The following is a 17,570-nucleotide window of genomic DNA, read 5'->3' on the forward strand; positions in this document are numbered from 1 at the left end:
ACAATGCCCATCGTAAGAATCCCCCGAAGGGTAAAGTTATAGGATAATGTCTTTGTTCGTACGTTTTACCCAATCCTTCACGTAGATAGTCACGTCGATAGTGACATCATCACTCTCATCCGGCGTACCGGGATCATCCTTACCCGGGGTATAAGGTAACGGATCGCCCAAGCCACGAATACCTTTCACATACAACTGGTACACGTTATTGCGTACGATACAGAATTCCATCACGCCCATCAGACCATCGTTTCCGTTATCGTTATGACGGATCCAAAACTTGTGATAGCTTCTTCCGCTTTTGTATAGGGAAACATTATAGTATTGGTATAAATTGCCGATCTGCTCTGAGCAGAATTGAGATACAGGGGTAATATTAGAAGGAAGATGCGAAGCTTGTCTCCTAAAAGCCGCATAAGTCAATTTCTGTTTAAGATCCTCATCAAGAGTTGCTTTACCAGTCAAAATCCCATCCAAATATTCCTTAAATGCGCTTTCTAATCCATTTTGAGAAGACATATCTTGAACCGCCTTCTTCACAGCATTGACATCCGCAGTTATATCGTCCCAACCATCCATAAAGCCTTTCAATAAATTTTTCTTGTCGTTTTCCAAATTGAACGCACGGGCGGCAACGCTCTTCACATCTTTATAAACAAGACGTGACACAGAACCATTACTATTATAATGAGCTGCGGAAAGAAACGTTTTATCACCATTAGGCAAATTCACAGACTTGATCTCCCCATTTTCATAGGAACTCACCTTAAAGTCGTTACTCGGAGTAAATTCAGACTCGAAGATTACACCAGTAGTATAGCCATGTACCTGCGAGTTCAGATCCAACGTATTTTCCTTGGTATAAACAACCGGGTAATATGTCCGACTATCACCACTTACTTCCTGTGTATAGTTTAATCCAGAAGTAGGCATAGACACCATCTTATCCAAGTTATTCAAATCAGTTGAATTGCTCGGATTAAAATAATTGACATATGAATCTTTAAATTGATCCCAAGAAGAACTTTCCCCTTCCGGCAATTTCTTTTCCCGGATCTTCGGATCTAACACATAATTGTACGATCCGGCACCAGTGTCATTATTCTTCCATATCCATTTCTCATCACCTAAATATCGAACAGGATCGTTGGTACCATCTGCCGGCAATACCGCATTAGCACCATAGTTATACTGTACCGTAGGAGAAACTTGCTTAAAAAGATAACTTTCGCCCTTCCACTGATTCACTACCTTATACCTCTTCAACGTGAACGTACCCTTATTCTTTACAGGAGAAGTTCCCGGTATATTAGTCAGATCTAAATTCGAGGAGTATGCCAAATCAATACGAGCGGCTAAACGTTCTACGAACACCGTTGTCCGAGCCGGATATGTCTCATCCATATTCGCAGCAGAAAGTTCAACGATAGAACTGCCGTTAGAAGGAATAGCACCACTTATCATCTTATGTGTAGACATTACAAAATGATGGTACTCCGCCATATTACTAGCAGGAGTCCACAATGCCCTATCGTTTGCGGCAACTCTATCGCGCAAGTCTGCCAACGTACTAATACCAGTCAACCTTCCTCCCGCATTAATAACGGCAAATACCTGATAATTGCTCTTATCTTGTGTCAGAGGATTCTTCATGGTTACTTTCATCGTAACCTTTCCGTCACCATGACCAGGCTCAGTTCCACCTAAACTCGCATCAATACCTTCCAGATTCGAATAATAACCTTGGCCTGCGATCTGTATACTACTACCATTGTCAGTATTTAGTAACTCTAGCTGATTGCCATCCCCCAAAGACTCTTCATCTGTTGGCACCAAGAATATATTAACATCATATACCATACCCTCCTTAGAGCCGGAAAGCTCACCAAGAGAACCATTACCATCCTCGCCCCAACCGGCTCCCCCCTGATTAGGATTAGAAGGAGTAGTATCTGCTTTCGTTAGCGTTCCTTGCGAAACCGTAGAGACGTTCACCGTCATATAGACCTTCTCGCCATCCTCTTCCGCCCCGGTGTTATTTTTTCCGTTGTCGAGATCATCGGAACAACCGGCCGCCAATAAAAGTGCCGTTGCCATCGCTACGTACCATTTTTTCTTTTTCATAATATTAAAATTTTTGTCTGTTATCTTATCCTATTTTTACTCTTGCCGTTTCTCTGCGATCTGCCTCAAGTTCTCCTCCACCTGCGAGGCCATGGAAGGATTGTCCGACAACTTACCCAGCAGGGCCTCCGCCTCGTCCAAGCGGTTCTCCAGCATGGCGATGGCCGCCTCCGCCAAGGTACGCTCCGCGGAATTGGAAGTCTTCGCCAAATAACGGCGGGGCGATTCCAAGCGACCCGCGTCGATCGCCGTAAGGGCGGCGTTCAGATTCGACACCGGATCCTCCGGATACATACGCACGGCAATCTCGAAGACCTCGCGGTAAGCGTCGCTACCCGGTTCCATCGTCTGCGCCACCTGAAACATCTCGTTTAGACTCAACTGCCTGGGGTCCGAATAGATCAACTCACGGGCCTCCTCTACCGTAAACGAACGGATCGTATAACGCACCGCGTAATCCGAATGGCGCAAGGCGGGATAAATATCACGCAAGAGTACCCGATACGAGGCCCCCCCGTTCAACGCCTTTAGCTTCGCCTCGCGGCGGTCGTAATCCTTCGGCTCGTCCGCACGGATGATGGCCAGCAACTCCTCCTTGTCCGCAAGCGAGGAGTTCTCCACCCGTTTCTCCAATCCGGCCCAGTCCTCCGGCTCGAAATCCACCGTGAAACGGGCCTGCTCAAAGTGGTAAAGGCCCTTCACGTATTCGATCAACGCCTTGGCGCGGTGCTCGGCCAGATAAGTGTTATGCTTATAGGTACCTTCCGGCGATGCGAAACCCTTGATATATACCTCCGTGATGGTAGCGTAAGGATCATCCTTCACCGACGAGACGGTCTCGAGGATCTTGCGCAACTCCGAGGGATTGTCGCGATACTCGGGATATATCTCCGTGCGGTTTACCGGGAAGTCGAGGAAGGCGCTTCCTTCCTTCACACGCTCTTTCACACGCTCTGCCTCCGGCGTGACGTAGGCCAAAAGCGGCCGCAATACCACAGGCTCTGCGATTCGGATCGGGAAAAGCGGTGACTTATCATTACTCAACGCCTCCCAGCCGCAACCGCAAAAATCGGCTACCAGCGACACCTCCGAACGCTCCATCCACTTAACGAAAGGAATGGAGGCATGGTAATCGAACGTCTGCTCCTTCCCATTGTGACGGCGTAAGACAAACTCCCCGTTCGCCGTCGCATCACGCTTGGATCGCTCGTACTGGATCTGGCGGTTGCGCCCGTTCACGATCACGGGAGGCAAAGCCCTTACGCTATCGCCCCGCTCGATCAGCGGCGTACAGACCAAACTCCGGTTGGCAGGTAGCGACAACTCGTCCAACGCTAGTTTCATATCAATTATCAAGCGATCGCCCACATGCTCCACCAACCGCTCCTTCACGACGATGGCGGTAGCCGTCTGCTGCGCCTGTACGGGAATCGTAGTACCCACACAACCGGCCAAACAGGCGATCCCAAGTATCATCCATCCTTGTAGATTCTTCATTTTTCAGTCCTCCATCGATTAAAATTGGTAAATGAGATTGATCGCCGCCTGCGTAGGCCCGAAGTAATGCTTCTTGATCCCTTCTTGCTTGCGGCCGCAATTTGCGCAGGGATACTTGTCCGACTTCAAGTACAGATAGCCCACGCCCACCGTGGCCTCCAAGTTCCAATGGCGAGACAGCAGCCACGAGTATCCATAACTGATACCGGCTCCCGCGCCCCATCCCTGGTGACGCTCGCCCTCTGTACCCAGCCATTTGATATCGGCTACATTATATAATAGGTACGGAGTATGCACGCCGAGGAAATGGCCGTTAAACGTCTCGCAAAACCAATACCTCAACTCCGGGTGCAGACGCAAATGCTTCAGTGAACGGCCATAACTCCCATCATCGTTCTTGCCGCTGAACGGATTCAAGCCTGCCTCCAACTCAAGCGTCCAATGACGGGCGAGATAAACTTCAGCCCCCAAATTAAACGTGGCAGTAGCCCAATAAGGAATATTACTCTTGATCCCAATCATGGAGCCTTTCCCTTCGGCCGGTACCCCCTGCGCTCTCGAAAGAAACGGGACTGCCAACAAGAATAGCATGAAAATCGTCTTCTTCATTCTTTCTTATTCATTATGGTTGTTAATCTTATATCTTCTCACCCTTCTGCCCCCTCAAGACCCAACTTCCTAAAATCAACTAACGGCAAGAATGGCCCGTGGACTTATTTATGGAATAAGGTTTAGCGTTTCAAAAACGTCAGCGGAGAATAAACGTTAAACAACATTTTATTGTCGTTTATATAGTATATCAATAGACCACACGGAACGTTTCAGAAAAACATGTACATGTTTTCCTGAAAAGACGTACATGTTTTTTGGAAAACACGTACATGAAATCCAATAAATATTATGGTGTTTCTATACAGCTGCCAATCAATGGCTTACATATAGGCCTATCCAAACGAGCTTATTGTATTATTTGTTTTTGATATTCAGGAGGAATTTGTAGAGTATAGAAATTCCTCTTTAGTTGAGAGAGTGAATCAATAAAGGTGAATATGGTTCATTTTAAAGACATAGCTTCCCCTAAATTCCTTATTTGGTGAAAAGAACTTGACAATTTTAATGCAGAAAAGTTGTGATAATAAAATATTTATTATGTATTTTTGTGAACTAATAGGGAGAAAGTTACTATTTTAACGCTAAAACTCCTTATTCCATAAATAAGTTCACAAACCATCCATCCTTTTCTCTAAAATCCGATTTACAGAGCCTATCACCTTCATGTTCGCATGAGCCAAACGTGATATATCCAATTCTTCCAGATAAAAACGAGTCGTTTTCTCCGACGAGTGCCCCAACGCCTGGCTGATCAAGGCCATCGGCATATCGCAACGTAAAGCTTCTGATGCCCAGCTATGGCGAACAACATACGACGTAAACGGATTCGGTAACCGTAAAGTTTGCCCAATCCGTTTCAGCCGGGCATTATGCTGAGCCAAGCTACGCTTATACCTCAAATGGTCCGGATTCCCGGGCGGAAGAATCGGGAACAAATACGACGATCCGGTCGCTCGCTGCCGATCCGCATATTTCCGGATCAATTGCAACATACTACTGGTTATCTCCAACCGGATCATACGTCCTGTCTTATGACGGTGATATACCAACTCATTCCCCCGGATATTCTGCCTCGTCAAGTACGCTATATCCACAAAAGGCATCCCGCAAGCCATAAAACTGAATAGGGAAAGATCTATCGATAATTCCACTTGCGGGTCATCCGCCACCTTGATCTGAGCGATTTGCTGGAACAAAGATGCGGGAATCGCACGCCTCGCCGTCATCGCACGCCGGAGTTTCAAATTCTCAAACGGATAATATGACGCAGGAACCAACGACTCTTGGCAAGCCATATTATAAAGCGCCCGCAAACTACTGATATACGTATTTACCGTATTAGTAGCTAATCCTTTTCCCTGAAGATACGTGATGAAATCTATCACCAACGCACGATTCAAATCGGCCAAACAGAACCCCGGGTTCTTCACGAATCTTAAAAAATGCCTTACGGCCACCTCATACAACTCAGCTGTCCCTTCTTTCTTTAACTGCCGTTTCATGTCTCTTCGTTTTCCCATATAATCCATCAATGAGATTGCTAACTTTTTCTTACGTCCTCGTTTCATACTCCTTTCACTAAATTATTTATACTTTACACGAACAAATTAATTCAAATTATTACTTTTGCTCCCGAAAATAAGAAAATAGGTAACAATTAAAAGCATAAAAGCAACAATAAATAATATGGCAAACAATCGAGTCACATTCGGTAGTAAATTGGGCGTAGTACTAGCTACCGTAGGATGCGCCGTCGGATTGGGAAGCGTATGGCGCTTCCCGTATATGCTGGGAGCGAACGGAGGTGCGGCCTTCCTACTGGTCTACATACTTTTCATGATATTCTTGGGCATTCCGGTGATGGTAACCGAGTTTTTCATTGGCCGGTATTCCCGTAGTAATACGGTGGGTTCTTTCAAGAAGATGGCTCCCGGAACAAAATGGTGCTGGATCGGGTACAACGGGATCTTGGCCGCATTTTTGATATTAAGTTATTACTCGGTTGTCTCCGGTTGGACGCTTGAATATGTTTGGCAAACGCTAAGTGGCCGTTTGTATGGACAGCCGGATATAGACTATACGGCCGATTTTCAGGATTTCGCCTCCAATGTCTTCCGTCCGATCTTTTGGATGGGCACTTTTATCGGGTTAACTCACTTCGTGATTGTCTCGGGTGTAGAAAAAGGTATCGAACGGGCCTCTAAGATCATGATGCCGCTTTTATTCTTGATCTTGCTGATCATGTGCGTACGTTCCGTGACCTTACCGAACGCTGAGGCCGGATTGCTTTTCCTTTTCAAGCCAGACTTTAGCAAATTGACTTCCTCAGTGGTCTTGAGCGCACTAGGACAGGCTTTCTTCTCTTTGAGTTTGGGTATGGGCTGCCTGATCACTTACTCCTCTTACTTCGGGAAAGATACGAATATGCAGGCCACCGCTTGGCAGGTGACAATCATTAATACGCTTGTCGCCGTATTGGCAGGTATCATGATATTCCCGGCGGTATTCAGTTTCGGCATCACCCCTTCTGCTGGTGCGGAACTCGTGTTTATCACGTTACCGAACGTATTTGGGCAATTACCGCTGAGTGGCTTGTGGTCCTGTATTTTTTATATCTTGCTAGCGATGGCAGCACTGACTTCCACGATCTCTTTACATGAGGTAGCTACGGCCTACGTTCTTGAGGAGTTCCACATGACACGCAAGAAAGCGGCTTTGATCGTTTCCTTAGGGGTATTTTTCTTAGGTATTTTCAGTTCTCTCTCATTCGGGGTGATGAAAGGATTCACGGTTGGAGGCTTGGCCTTTTTCGACGCGCTGGATTACTTGACCGCCAAGATCATGCTACCGCTGGGAGGTATGCTCACTTGTATTTTCGTAGGTACACGTGTCGATAAAAAAGTATTGAAAGCCGAGTTGACCAATGAGGGGACTCTTAAGTTCCGTCTTTTCGGCGCTTACGTATTCTTTATGAAATACGTGGCCCCAATCGCCATCGGTATCGTATTCTTGAACGAATTAGGTATCTTGAAATGGATCACCGGTAAATAATACCGAGAATTCCTTGTCAATAGAAACGGAACTTCTACCTTTGTCGGTGGAAGTTCCACAAATCAAAACATAAGACTATGAAATGGCATGATTTACTTTATTTCTCCAAGGGGGAAAGGCAGGCTCTTACCCTACTCCTTTCCTTAATAGCGATGGCATGGATCGCAATTATCGGGACGGATTTCTACCGTTCCCAATTTCAAACAGTTCCATTGGTAAACACCGGAATCAAACAAGATTCCTCACAGATCTATTCGAATAAAACACCTTCAAATTCCATTCGGAAAGAAAAAGAATCCCATTCGAACGAAACTAAAATCCCTTCCGAAGGGAAATCCAAACGCATCCGAAGGGAATCAAAGCCCCATTTTCCCTCTTATCCCAAAGCAGAAAAATGGCCGCAAGGAACGGTTGTCGAATTAAACTCGGCTGATACCACCGCCCTTAAAATGGTTCCGGGAATTGGTAGCGTTTTTGCCAAGCGGATCATTAAATACAGGGACTTATTAGGAGGATTTTATTCCGTAGAACAACTAGGAGAAGTATATGGTATTGACGAGGATCGTTATGAAGCGATGAAATCGTGGTTTTCCGTGGACCCGTCAGTTATTAGTCATCTATTTGTCAACCAACTGTCAGCTAAAAAACTAGCCAGTCACCCATATGTCAGTTATAAACAAGCTAGGATCATCGAAAAAATGATCCGGAAAAAAGGGAAATTACAAGGTTGGGAGGATTTATCCCTATTGGAAGAGTTTCCGGAGCACGAACAACAACGATTACGATATTATCTTTCATTCCATTGATATTTTCACTATGTTTGTAACAAAACATATTCTGTATGATCTATCTGAAGCAAGTAAAATTACTGGACCCGGACTTGGTAGCCGGCGATCCCGAGGAGCTAAAGTATCCTTATAAAGCTCCGGCAGTACGTTTCACGGAATCATTCATTTTCCGCAAGCCGGTCACTTTCCTTGTCGGGGAGAACGGGGCGGGAAAATCCACCCTGCTGGAAGCGATGATGAGTAAATATGAGGAAAGGGATGAGGAAGAACCGGGTATGCTATATGACGGAACCGAGGCATACAAGATTTACGCCAATGTCTTACCCGAGCATATTAAACTGATCGAGACCCAAAAACCGGAAAAGCATTTCTTCTTCCGGGCAGAATCCTTTTTTAACCATGCGGCCGAATTGGATAGGCAAGCCCAACTGGAATTACGTAAGTACAGCCGGATCTACGCCTATAAAGCTTACGGTGGCAGGAGTTTATTGGAGCAATCGCACGGCGAGAGCTTTCTCTGCGCTTTTCTGAATTATGCCAGCCGCAATACATTATTTATATTAGACGAACCGGAAGCCGCACTCTCCCCACAACGGCAGCTGGCCCTTTTAGTGCGTATCCACGAACTGGTGAATAACGGTTGCCAACTGATTATCTCCACGCATTCCCCGATCCTGATGGCTTATCCGAACGCGGACATTTACGCCATCGATGATACCGGAGCGCATGTCACCCCGTATGAGGAAACCGAGCATTACCAACTCACTAAATATTTCCTCACGCATACGGAGCAAATGATGAAAGAACTGCTTGGGTGATATTATTTCTCCCAAGCATTCAAGATCTCGGCAATGTAAACGATATGCGCATTACCGTTCTTCTCATCATACCAACGAGGGAAAACGGTAGGATCTAAAAACTTGGCCTCCTCGATCTCGGACTTATAGACCACTTTGCATTCCAACGTAAGGCGAGCTTCCTCGAATACCGGGTTGCCGGCCTCCGTAAAGAGCGGCGTCAACCCCGTAGCGGCCACTTTATCAATCTCCCGGCCGGATTTAGAGCCACAAATGCTATGGGCTTTCCGGTGCTCCGGTCCTAGGAAAGTAATCGTGAACTCATTTTTAGCGTCGATAAACTCACGGGTATAACGCTCCGAACGAATAAAAGCAAACACCACCGGACGGTTCCATAACACTCCCACGCCGCCCCAACTGGCAGTCATCATATTAAACTTCTCCTTATCACCGGCACTTACCAGCATCCACTCCTTACCAATCAACTCGATAAAGTTGTCTTTGATCTCATTCGGATTAATCGCTTTCATATCTCATTTTATTTTTCCTCAAAGATATAAAATATTCCCTTACTTACCGGTACTCATCACACCGGAATCATTATCAGCGTTATTCACCTTCTTCTGGCCGGCGCTGAACTTACGGCCGAAGGAGAAATTATAGGAGATCGTCGCGATGAATAAGCGAGAACTTTCCTTGATATAATTTGAACGGCGGAAAGAGGCGTATTGGTTCCAGTTCTCCGTCTCCTGCTTATAATTATCCGTAAACGGATTGATGACACGCAGGCCAACCATCAAGTCCTTATGCCGATAACCGAGTTGAATTCCTTGGATATTCTCACCCCCACTCATCGTCTCGCCCTTAAACCAGTTCCAATTTGTCATTACCATATACCAAAGCGACCATTTCTTCCATGTAGCGGAAACATTCGCCTCGCACCACCAGTTCGTATATCGATGCGTGTAGGTATTACCGTTACTCATATAATGGTTCATACCACCATTGACAGAAAATTGCAAGATGTCCTTGATCGGACCGCCCCGCAAGTTGACGGAAGCGACAACCCGTTGCCAGTTTTTCTGATTATCCCAAGTCTGGATGATCTTATTTCCTTCCAGATATTTCTCGTCCATGATAGCGTCCGGCTGATACTCATAAGCGCCCAAGGCATTCACGTAAAACAGACCTTTGCGAAACTCGTAATTCAATTCCGTATAATAACTCATATAAGACTTCAAGTTAGGATTACCCCGCTGTATTTGCAAGGAATCGATCACTTGGTCGATAGCGCTCAACTCACCCAAAGAAGGAGTCACATTCCCCATCGTTGATTTCAAACGGATGGAAGATTCACCGGGCAAAGCATAAAACAAGGTCAACCGGGGACTCACCGTATAACGTTCATAATCCGCATCCTCACCCCGTTGGCTATAAGACGATCGATTCACGGTCACACCCAACGAGTAATCCAGTTTTTTCACCTTTCCCTTGAATTCCGCATATACGGAACTCTCCATCTGTTCCATATGTGTCTTATAGTTATGCCCATTGATATAACTGTTATCCGAGAAAGATTGGTTATGGCGTAAACCGCCGCTCAACCGATTACCATTCGTTAATTTCTTCTCATAGATAGCCTCGCCGATAATCGAGTATTTATCACCATCCACCACATTATTTACATCAGTCAACAATTGTTCATGTTTACTCTCTTGATAGATACGGGTCGATTTCGTTTGGTTATAAGTCCCTACCACGTTAAACACCAAGGTCTGGTTATGCTTCAAATCCCGTTGGTAATATAAATCCAGCGCAGGAGCTTGATAGGCTGATCCCGATAGATCGATCATATCCACTTTATCCTCCGGATTCGCCTTATTCATCAAGACTCCTTGATAATCCCAATGCGGTTGATGATTATTCCGGTAGCGGAACGTGGCGTTAAACATATACTTATCCGGCTTTTGATAGCTATAGTTCACATTCAGGTTATGCATGAACAAACGAGCGCGCGAAGGTTCGCCTATTTCCACACGGTTCAAGGTCGTTCCATTCGCTAAATGGAACTCTTCCTCGTTATTCCGTTTCATTCCATAGAAATCACGAGGACCGATCCGATAAGAAGCGCCCCATTCCGAGTTCTTATGATTGATCTTTCCCCAAGCATTATGTTCACCCCACATGGAATTGATACCTTGCGCCATGTCCAGACCAAAACTACCTCCCGTATCCGGCCGGCGAACAATATAATCCAGCACGATATCGGCATTGCCGTAACGTAAGCCCGGGTTATCATGATATTCTATACGGATGATATCCGAGGGATTCAAGGCCTTGATCTCATCCTGTTCCACCTTCACGCCATTGATACGCACTTGGACTACCCCATTTCCCGTGGCCTTGATCTCGTTGTTCAACAAATCCACCTGCACTCTCGGTAGCATCATCTGCTGCAACAAATCCATACCGTTTCCCGAAGCCTTCATCTGGCGATCCGATGGGAAGACCACTTTTTTATCGGCATGGCTCGTCTGGGCAGAGGCGCTAACCGTCACCCCGTCTAAGGATACCGCATCATCATTTAAGGATATTTCTCCCAAAGAAATATTCTTGGACAAGCCTTCCAAGGAAATATACTCCGTCTTAAAGCCTAGACTAGAGACAGATAGAATATAACTCCCTTTTTTAATCTTATTTAATAAAAAATGCCCCTTCATATCCGTAGTCGTACCCGCTACAAAAGAAGAGTCCATTGTTTGCAATACCACATTTGCAAATTCCAAGATTTCTTTGTTGCGAGCGTCCCGCACCATTCCCTTTATCTCCAAGTTCTGAGCAAAAGCTCCCTGTACCATACCGCCTAGCAGTATGATCCAAATCATCATCCGTTTCATTTTTATCGTATTTTTTCCGAATATAGCAGGGTGGCCTTTCCCGCTTATCATTTGTTTCTAACTATAAGACGACAGCCGTTTGGAAAACGTTACAAGAAAATGATAAAAAAATAATATTTCGATGAATTTGCTTCGTAGATACGTATCTTTGTAACCAAACAACAGATTATAAATCATGGAGCTATTGAATAATTGGATCAACGGAGTCAACGATATATTATGGTCATACATCCTTATTATCATGTTATTGGGATGCGCCGTATGGTTTACGATAAAAAGTAGGTTCGTGCAATTCCGCATGATTGGCGAGATGATCCGATTATTAGGCGATTCTGCCGGGAAAGGAGAAAAAGGGGAAAAGCATATCTCCTCTTTCCAAGCCTTCGCCGTATCTTTAGCCAGCCGTGTAGGGACCTTCGCCGTATCTTTAGCCAGCAGTGTAGGGACCGGAAACCTAGCCGGTGTAGCGACAGCCGTAGCGATCGGCGGACCCGGATCCGTATTCTGGATGTGGCTGATCGCTTTGCTTGGTTCTTCCAGCGCATTCGTGGAGTCTACGTTAGCTCAATTATATAAAGAAAAAGGGAAAGACTCGTTCATTGGCGGTCCCGCTTACTATATGCTACATGGTTTGGGGTTACGATGGATGGGGGTATTATTTGCCGTATTGATTTCGATAACCTTTGGTTTTGCCTTTAATTCCGTGCAAAGCAATACCATCTGCGCAGCTTGGGAAGGCGCTTTTGGCATCGATCATGCTTGGATCGGGGCGATTCTTACGGTACTTACGTTAATCGTCATATTCGGAGGTATTCAGCGTATCGCGAGAGTAAGCAGTATTGTCGTACCGGTCATGGCATTAGGATATATAACATTGGCGTTGGGAATCGTACTGTTTAATATTACCCGCCTACCCACTGTTATAGAAACCATTCTGTCAAACGCTTTTGGTTGGGAACAGGCGATAGGCGGCAGTGTCGGAGCGGCGTTGATGCAAGGGATTAAACGAGGTCTATTCAGTAATGAGGCCGGTATGGGATCGGCACCGAACGTAGCGGCTACGGCGCATGTCTCCCATCCTGTCAAACAAGGATTGATCCAAGCATTAGGCGTATTTACCGACACGCTGATTATCTGTACCTGCACGGCGTTCATCATCTTGTTTAGCGGAGCGCCATTAGACGGCTCCATCAATGGAGTCCAGCTCACGCAACAAGCTTTGAGTAACGAGGTGGGTAGCATCGGTAGTACGTTTGTCGCTTTAGCGATCCTTTTGTTCGCGTTCAGTAGTATTATCGGTAATTACTATTACGGAGAAGCGAATATTCGTTTTATCACGTCCAAGAGAAGTGTCTTATTTATTTATCGTATATTAGTCGGTGGAATGGTCATGTTCGGTGCGTTGGCTAGTTTAGACTTGGCTTGGAGCCTAGCGGACGTGACGATGGGACTTATGACGATCTGCAATTTGATCGCGATCTCATTGTTGAGCCGTCAAGCATTCCTCTTATTACAGGATTACGTAGCCCAAAAGAAAGCGGGTATTAAAAGCCCTGTATTCGATAAGAACAAGATACCCGAGTTGAAAGACAAAGCGCAGTGTTGGTGATCAGACAAACGTATTGAAGTATGATAAAAAGCAAGATGATAAGCTTTTACATAGCGGTTATGATGATATGGACCTGTACGGTAAAAGCTCAAGATGATGATAAATCCATTATCCACAAAATAGGATTCGACGTACGTCCCTCGTATGTCGCCCCTACTAGTAAATTCCTCAAAGATGACGGCTATGGAAACGGGCTTACTTTACGTAAGGCGGCTTCATTCCATTTGAAATACGGATTCCAACTGAATCCTAACTCTAAGGAGGGCCAGCTTTATCCGCACACTTACCAAGGAATAGGCGTCTCTTATAATACCTTTGGAAACCGGCAGGAAGTTGGTAATCCTTGGGCGGCGTATGTTTTCCAAAGCTCCCGCATCGCCAAAATTTCTTCCCGGCTATCCTTCGATTATGAGTGGAATTTCGGAGCCTCATTTGGTTGGCATCCGTATGATGATAACAATAATTACCGCAATAAGATCATCGGTTCTAAGATCAATGCCTATATCAATCTGGGCTTTTTCCTCAATGCGAAACTATCCCGTTATTGCAACCTGCTTGTCGGGGCGGATTTAACGCACTACTCAAACGGAAATACTCATCTTCCGAATGCGGGATTGAATACGATTGGTGGCCGGATCGGACTCGTCTACACGCTCAATCCTATCGAGGAAAGCCATCATGAGATAGGTACTGCACGTTCCTTACCTGAAAATCAGTTGTACCTCTCCAGCTTTTGGCAACGTGTCAGTTACGATGTCATCCTATACGGCGCGACCCGTGCTAAGGGGGTTATGCTTGGTGACGAGGCTCATATCTTTCCCGGTCATTTCGGTATCCTCGGATTCAACCTCAACCCGATGTACAAATTCAACCGGTTCCTAAAAGCAGGTATCTCCCTAGACGGCCAATATGACGAAAGCGCAAATATTTATTCCGACGAGATCATCCAAGTCGGCGAAGAACCCCGATTCTACCGCCCGCCCCTACACGAGCAAATCGGTATCGGCCTCTCTGCCCGTGGCGAATTCACCATGCCATTCTTCTCGATCAATATAGGAGTCGGACATAATTTATTTTACAACAAAGGCGATCTGAAAGGATTATACCAGATCCTAGCCCTCAAGGTATCGGTTACACGAAATTTATTCCTGCATGTCGGATACCAACTGCACAAGTTCCATAATCCGAATAACTTGATGTTGGGGGTTGGGTATAGGTTCCATAATTAGCCTCACTCATAAATCAAGCAAAACAACCGTTCCGGCGCAAGTACCTCATTAGCCACCTCAAGGATTTGCCCGGCGGTTATTTTCTCGATCTGGGCGAATACTTCAGGGAGGGTGTCGTAACGGTTGTAATGGAGGTAGCTTTTTCCTAAGCCAAGGAAAAGGCCCTCCCGGTTATCGCCCGACACGCCCAGTTGGCCGATTACCTGCTTCTTGGCGGCGGCTAATTGAGTGGCGGACAGCTTTACGTCACGTAAACGGGCCAATTCCTTATGCACCAAACGCATCGCTTTCTCACGGTTCTTCGGGTCTGTCCCGAAATAGATACTGGCTAGTCCGGTATCGGTATAAGAGGTTATATTGGATTCTACGTTATAGACCAAGCCATGCTTTTCCCGCAAGGAGACATTCAAGCGGTTATTCATGCCCGGACCACCTAAGATATTGTTCAACAAGAACAAAGGGATACGTTTTTTGTCGTGCATACTGAAAGCCCGGCCACCGATCAGTACATGGGCTTGATGGGTATCTTTATGGATCTGGCGTACGCAAGCCTCGATGGGGTCCGGAGCTTTCCGGATCCGTTCAGCCATCGGGAAAGAGATATCGCTTAAAGCGGATTCCGCTGATTTCAAGATCTTCTTGAAGTCTTTTCGTCCCATCGAGAAGAACACCATATTCTCCGGGGCGTAAAAACGACGCATGAAAGAACGACCGGACTCGGAGTCAAAGCGAAGAAGAGATTCCTCATCCCCTAAGATATTATGCCCGAGGGTATGACCCTTATAAAGCAAGTTCTCAAACTCGTCGAATATAAGTTCCGAAGGACTATCCTCATACGAATTGATCTCATCCAAGATGACATCTACCTCCTTCTCGATCTCCTGTTTGGGGAATTGGGAATGGAAAACCAGATCGGTCAATAGCTCAAACGCCCGGCCAAAATCCTCCTCCATAAAAATGGAATAAACAAAGGTCTCTTCCTTCGTCGTATAGGCATTCAACTCCCCTCCTACGTTCTCCATACGGTTCAGGATATGCCACGCTTTCCGTTTCTCCGTACCTTTGAAGATCATGTGTTCAACGAAATGCGCCAAGCCAAATTCATCCTCGTTCTCATCCCGTGTACCGGCGTTCACGGCGAAACCGCAGTAAGAGACCGGGGAATTAACCGGGAGATGTACCATGCGAAGACCATTCGGCAATGTATGAGCGATATAATCCATTTTCCTTCTTGTTTGTATCAGCCCGCAAAGGTACGAAAGACTTTCCGGAAAAACATGTACGTCTTTTTCAAAAAACATGTACGTGTTTCCGGAAAAAGACGTACGTGTTTTTTTCGATCTATTTGCCTCCTTAGAAAAAATACCTACATTTGTGTAAATTAAATAGATAAGGAAATGGAAAATATCACCCGGAAATTACCGATAGGCATACAGAGTTTTGAGGATTTACGCACAGAGGGTTATTTATACGTAGACAAGACCTCATTTGTCTACCAACTTGCGACCATGGGAAAACCTTATTTCCTAAGCCGCCCCCGGCGATTCGGGAAAAGCTTGCTGCTATCGACATTCAAGGCGTATTTCGAGGGGAAGAAAGAATTGTTCCGGGGATTAGCCATAGAGAAACTAGAGACCGAGTGGAAAGAGCATCCGGTACTTCATTTCAGCCTCAACGCCGAGTTGTACGATAGCCGCAAGGCATTAGAGAATATGCTGGAACGCCAGTTGAGGGAATGGGAAAAAATATATGATACCGGAGGAGAGGGTATCACCTATTCCGGACGGTTCATGACCATCATACGAAGGGCGGCGGAGATAACCGGAAGGAAGGTGGTCGTACTGATCGACGAGTACGATAAGCCATTACTTAGGAACCTGCACAACGAAGAGCTACAGAACGAGTTCCGGGAATTATTGACCGCCTTCTATACGGTCCTCAAAGATGCCGATCCTTGGCTGCGCTTCGTATTCATAACCGGTGTCACCAAGTTCGCGCAAGTCGGCATTTTCAGCAACCTGAATCATTTGAACGATATCAGCCTAGCCCCGCAATATGCGGCCCTTTGTGGCATGACATTGCCCGAGATCGAGGCGACTTTCCAGCCGGAGCTTCATGCCTTGGCCGAGGCGAATAAGCTTTCATACGAAGATACCATCGAGAAAATTACACGCCGGTACGATGGCTACCATTTTGATTTCCGCAGCGGTATCGCCCTTTATAACCCGTTTAGCGTATTGAACGTGTTGAGTAAACAGGTCTTTTACGACTATTGGTTTGCTTCCGGTACCCCGACATTCTTGGCGGAGATGTTACGGAAAACGAATTACGATATACGGGAGCTGGACGGGATTGAGGTGTCCGAGGTATCCCTTTCGGACGATCGGGCGAACATCAATAACCCGGTTCCCATGATTTATCAAAGTGGATATTTGACGATTAAAAGTTACGATGAACGTTTCCGGTTATATACGTTAGGATACCCGAATGAGGAAGTTAAATATGGATTTTTGAATTTTGTCGCCTCCATGTATGCGCATTTACCGGAAACCGAGACTCCTTTTTATATCGGAAAGTTCATTCAAGAGCTGGAAAGCGGAAACACCGAAGCTTTCCTCACCCGCCTAAAGGCTTTCTTCGCCGATATCCCTTACGAGTTGAACGACCGGACCGAGCGTCATTACCAAGTGGTTTTCTACATCGTATTCAAGCTACTAGGGCAATTCACCGAGGCCGAGGTACGTTCGGCCCAAGGACGTGCCGATGCCATCGTAAAAACACCTCGCTACATCTACGTATTCGAGTTCAAGCTGAAAGGAACAGCGGAAGAAGCGATCCGGCAAATCGACGATCGAGGCTATCTGATTCCTTATACGACCGACGAACGGGAAGTAGTCAAAGTGGGGGTCGCTTTCGACGCTTCCATCCGTAATTTGGGTGAATGGCTGATTGAAAAAACATTATAA

The 17,570-nt window shown here is 46.0% G+C and carries 13 protein-coding genes; 6 read left to right on the forward strand and 7 right to left on the reverse strand.

Annotated features, from left to right (window positions below; genetic code table 11):
* Window positions 1-36: 36 nt before the first annotated feature.
* The 4 genes from QVP94_RS01940 to QVP94_RS01955 all read right to left on the reverse strand — a co-directional run bounded on the left by QVP94_RS01940 (window position 37) and on the right by QVP94_RS01955 (window position 5,801).
* The gene (locus QVP94_RS01940) at window positions 37-2,124 is read right to left on the reverse strand and encodes an Mfa1 family fimbria major subunit (RefSeq protein ID WP_022191837.1); all 2,088 of its coding nucleotides are present in this window, start codon (window positions 2,122-2,124) and stop codon (window positions 37-39) included.
* A 36-nt stretch (window positions 2,125-2,160) separates the two neighbouring features.
* Window positions 2,161-3,621 (reverse strand): DUF3868 domain-containing protein, encoded by a 1,461-nt coding sequence (locus QVP94_RS01945; protein WP_288213148.1) that lies wholly within the window; start codon window positions 3,619-3,621, stop codon window positions 2,161-2,163.
* A gap of 18 nt (window positions 3,622-3,639) precedes the next feature.
* Window positions 3,640-4,230 carry a DUF3575 domain-containing protein gene (locus QVP94_RS01950; RefSeq protein WP_005860604.1) on the reverse strand — a complete coding sequence of 197 codons (591 nt, stop codon included), beginning with the start codon at window positions 4,228-4,230 and terminating at the stop codon, window positions 3,640-3,642.
* A gap of 611 nt (window positions 4,231-4,841) precedes the next feature.
* Window positions 4,842-5,801: a tyrosine-type recombinase/integrase gene (locus QVP94_RS01955; RefSeq protein ID WP_005860602.1), complete on the reverse strand. Its 960-nt coding sequence runs from the start codon at window positions 5,799-5,801 to the stop codon at window positions 4,842-4,844.
* 118 nt (window positions 5,802-5,919) lie between these two features.
* Here QVP94_RS01955 and QVP94_RS01960 point away from each other — a divergent pair, with 118 nt between their 5' ends.
* From QVP94_RS01960 to QVP94_RS01970, 3 genes are all read left to right on the forward strand, one after another.
* On the forward strand, window positions 5,920-7,284 hold the full coding sequence (locus QVP94_RS01960) for a sodium-dependent transporter (protein WP_005860600.1): 1,365 nt from the start codon (window positions 5,920-5,922) through the stop codon (window positions 7,282-7,284).
* A 77-nt stretch (window positions 7,285-7,361) separates the two neighbouring features.
* Window positions 7,362-8,090, forward strand: coding sequence for a ComEA family DNA-binding protein (locus tag QVP94_RS01965; protein ID WP_005860598.1), 729 nt, complete (start codon window positions 7,362-7,364; stop codon window positions 8,088-8,090).
* A 35-nt stretch (window positions 8,091-8,125) separates the two neighbouring features.
* A complete protein-coding gene (locus QVP94_RS01970; RefSeq protein WP_005860596.1) occupies window positions 8,126-8,890 on the forward strand; it encodes an AAA family ATPase in 765 nt (254 codons plus the stop codon).
* A gap of 2 nt (window positions 8,891-8,892) precedes the next feature.
* Here the strand turns inward: QVP94_RS01970 and QVP94_RS01975 are convergent, their stop codons facing one another.
* Together QVP94_RS01975 and QVP94_RS01980 are read right to left on the reverse strand one after the other, a co-directional pair.
* A complete protein-coding gene (locus QVP94_RS01975; protein ID WP_005860594.1) occupies window positions 8,893-9,399 on the reverse strand; it encodes a flavin reductase family protein in 507 nt (168 codons plus the stop codon).
* 39 nt (window positions 9,400-9,438) lie between these two features.
* Entirely contained in the window at window positions 9,439-11,766 is a 2,328-nt protein-coding gene (locus tag QVP94_RS01980; RefSeq protein ID WP_130882492.1) for a TonB-dependent receptor, read from the reverse strand.
* Between the two features lie 175 nt (window positions 11,767-11,941).
* Here QVP94_RS01980 and QVP94_RS01985 point away from each other — a divergent pair, with 175 nt between their 5' ends.
* Window positions 11,942-13,375, forward strand: coding sequence for an alanine/glycine:cation symporter family protein (locus tag QVP94_RS01985; RefSeq protein WP_022191840.1), 1,434 nt, complete (start codon window positions 11,942-11,944; stop codon window positions 13,373-13,375).
* A gap of 20 nt (window positions 13,376-13,395) precedes the next feature.
* Complete coding sequence (locus QVP94_RS01990; RefSeq protein WP_051135267.1) at window positions 13,396-14,604, forward strand: acyloxyacyl hydrolase; 1,209 nt, start codon at window positions 13,396-13,398, stop codon at window positions 14,602-14,604.
* Between the two features lie 2 nt (window positions 14,605-14,606).
* Here the strand turns inward: QVP94_RS01990 and QVP94_RS01995 are convergent, their stop codons facing one another.
* Complete coding sequence (locus tag QVP94_RS01995; protein WP_005860586.1) at window positions 14,607-15,827, reverse strand: M16 family metallopeptidase; 1,221 nt, start codon at window positions 15,825-15,827, stop codon at window positions 14,607-14,609.
* A gap of 174 nt (window positions 15,828-16,001) precedes the next feature.
* Between QVP94_RS01995 and QVP94_RS02000 the strand changes: the two genes are divergently transcribed.
* Window positions 16,002-17,570: a PD-(D/E)XK nuclease domain-containing ATP-binding protein gene (locus QVP94_RS02000; protein ID WP_022191841.1), complete on the forward strand. Its 1,569-nt coding sequence runs from the start codon at window positions 16,002-16,004 to the stop codon at window positions 17,568-17,570.

This window comes from Parabacteroides sp. CAG:2 (assembly GCF_000436315.1).
In the GTDB taxonomy this organism is placed as follows: Bacteria; Bacteroidota; Bacteroidia; order Bacteroidales; family Tannerellaceae; genus Parabacteroides; species Parabacteroides distasonis.

Bases quoted from the DNA above. Each gene is read 5' to 3' on its own strand.
- QVP94_RS01940 (WP_022191837.1), bottom strand. From the start codon at position 2,124: ATGAAAAAGAAAAAATGGTACGTAGCGATGGCAACGGCACTTTTATTG.
- QVP94_RS01945 (WP_288213148.1), bottom strand. From the start codon at position 3,621: ATGAAGAATCTACAAGGATGGATGATACTTGGGATCGCCTGTTTGGCC.
- QVP94_RS01950 (WP_005860604.1), bottom strand. From the start codon at position 4,230: ATGAAGAAGACGATTTTCATGCTATTCTTGTTGGCAGTCCCGTTTCTT.
- QVP94_RS01955 (WP_005860602.1), bottom strand. From the start codon at position 5,801: ATGAAACGAGGACGTAAGAAAAAGTTAGCAATCTCATTGATGGATTAT.
- QVP94_RS01960 (WP_005860600.1), top strand. From the start codon at position 5,920: ATGGCAAACAATCGAGTCACATTCGGTAGTAAATTGGGCGTAGTACTA.
- QVP94_RS01965 (WP_005860598.1), top strand. From the start codon at position 7,362: ATGAAATGGCATGATTTACTTTATTTCTCCAAGGGGGAAAGGCAGGCT.
- QVP94_RS01970 (WP_005860596.1), top strand. From the start codon at position 8,126: ATGATCTATCTGAAGCAAGTAAAATTACTGGACCCGGACTTGGTAGCC.
- QVP94_RS01975 (WP_005860594.1), bottom strand. From the start codon at position 9,399: ATGAAAGCGATTAATCCGAATGAGATCAAAGACAACTTTATCGAGTTG.
- QVP94_RS01980 (WP_130882492.1), bottom strand. From the start codon at position 11,766: ATGAAACGGATGATGATTTGGATCATACTGCTAGGCGGTATGGTACAG.
- QVP94_RS01985 (WP_022191840.1), top strand. From the start codon at position 11,942: ATGGAGCTATTGAATAATTGGATCAACGGAGTCAACGATATATTATGG.
- QVP94_RS01990 (WP_051135267.1), top strand. From the start codon at position 13,396: ATGATAAAAAGCAAGATGATAAGCTTTTACATAGCGGTTATGATGATA.
- QVP94_RS01995 (WP_005860586.1), bottom strand. From the start codon at position 15,827: ATGGATTATATCGCTCATACATTGCCGAATGGTCTTCGCATGGTACAT.
- QVP94_RS02000 (WP_022191841.1), top strand. From the start codon at position 16,002: ATGGAAAATATCACCCGGAAATTACCGATAGGCATACAGAGTTTTGAG.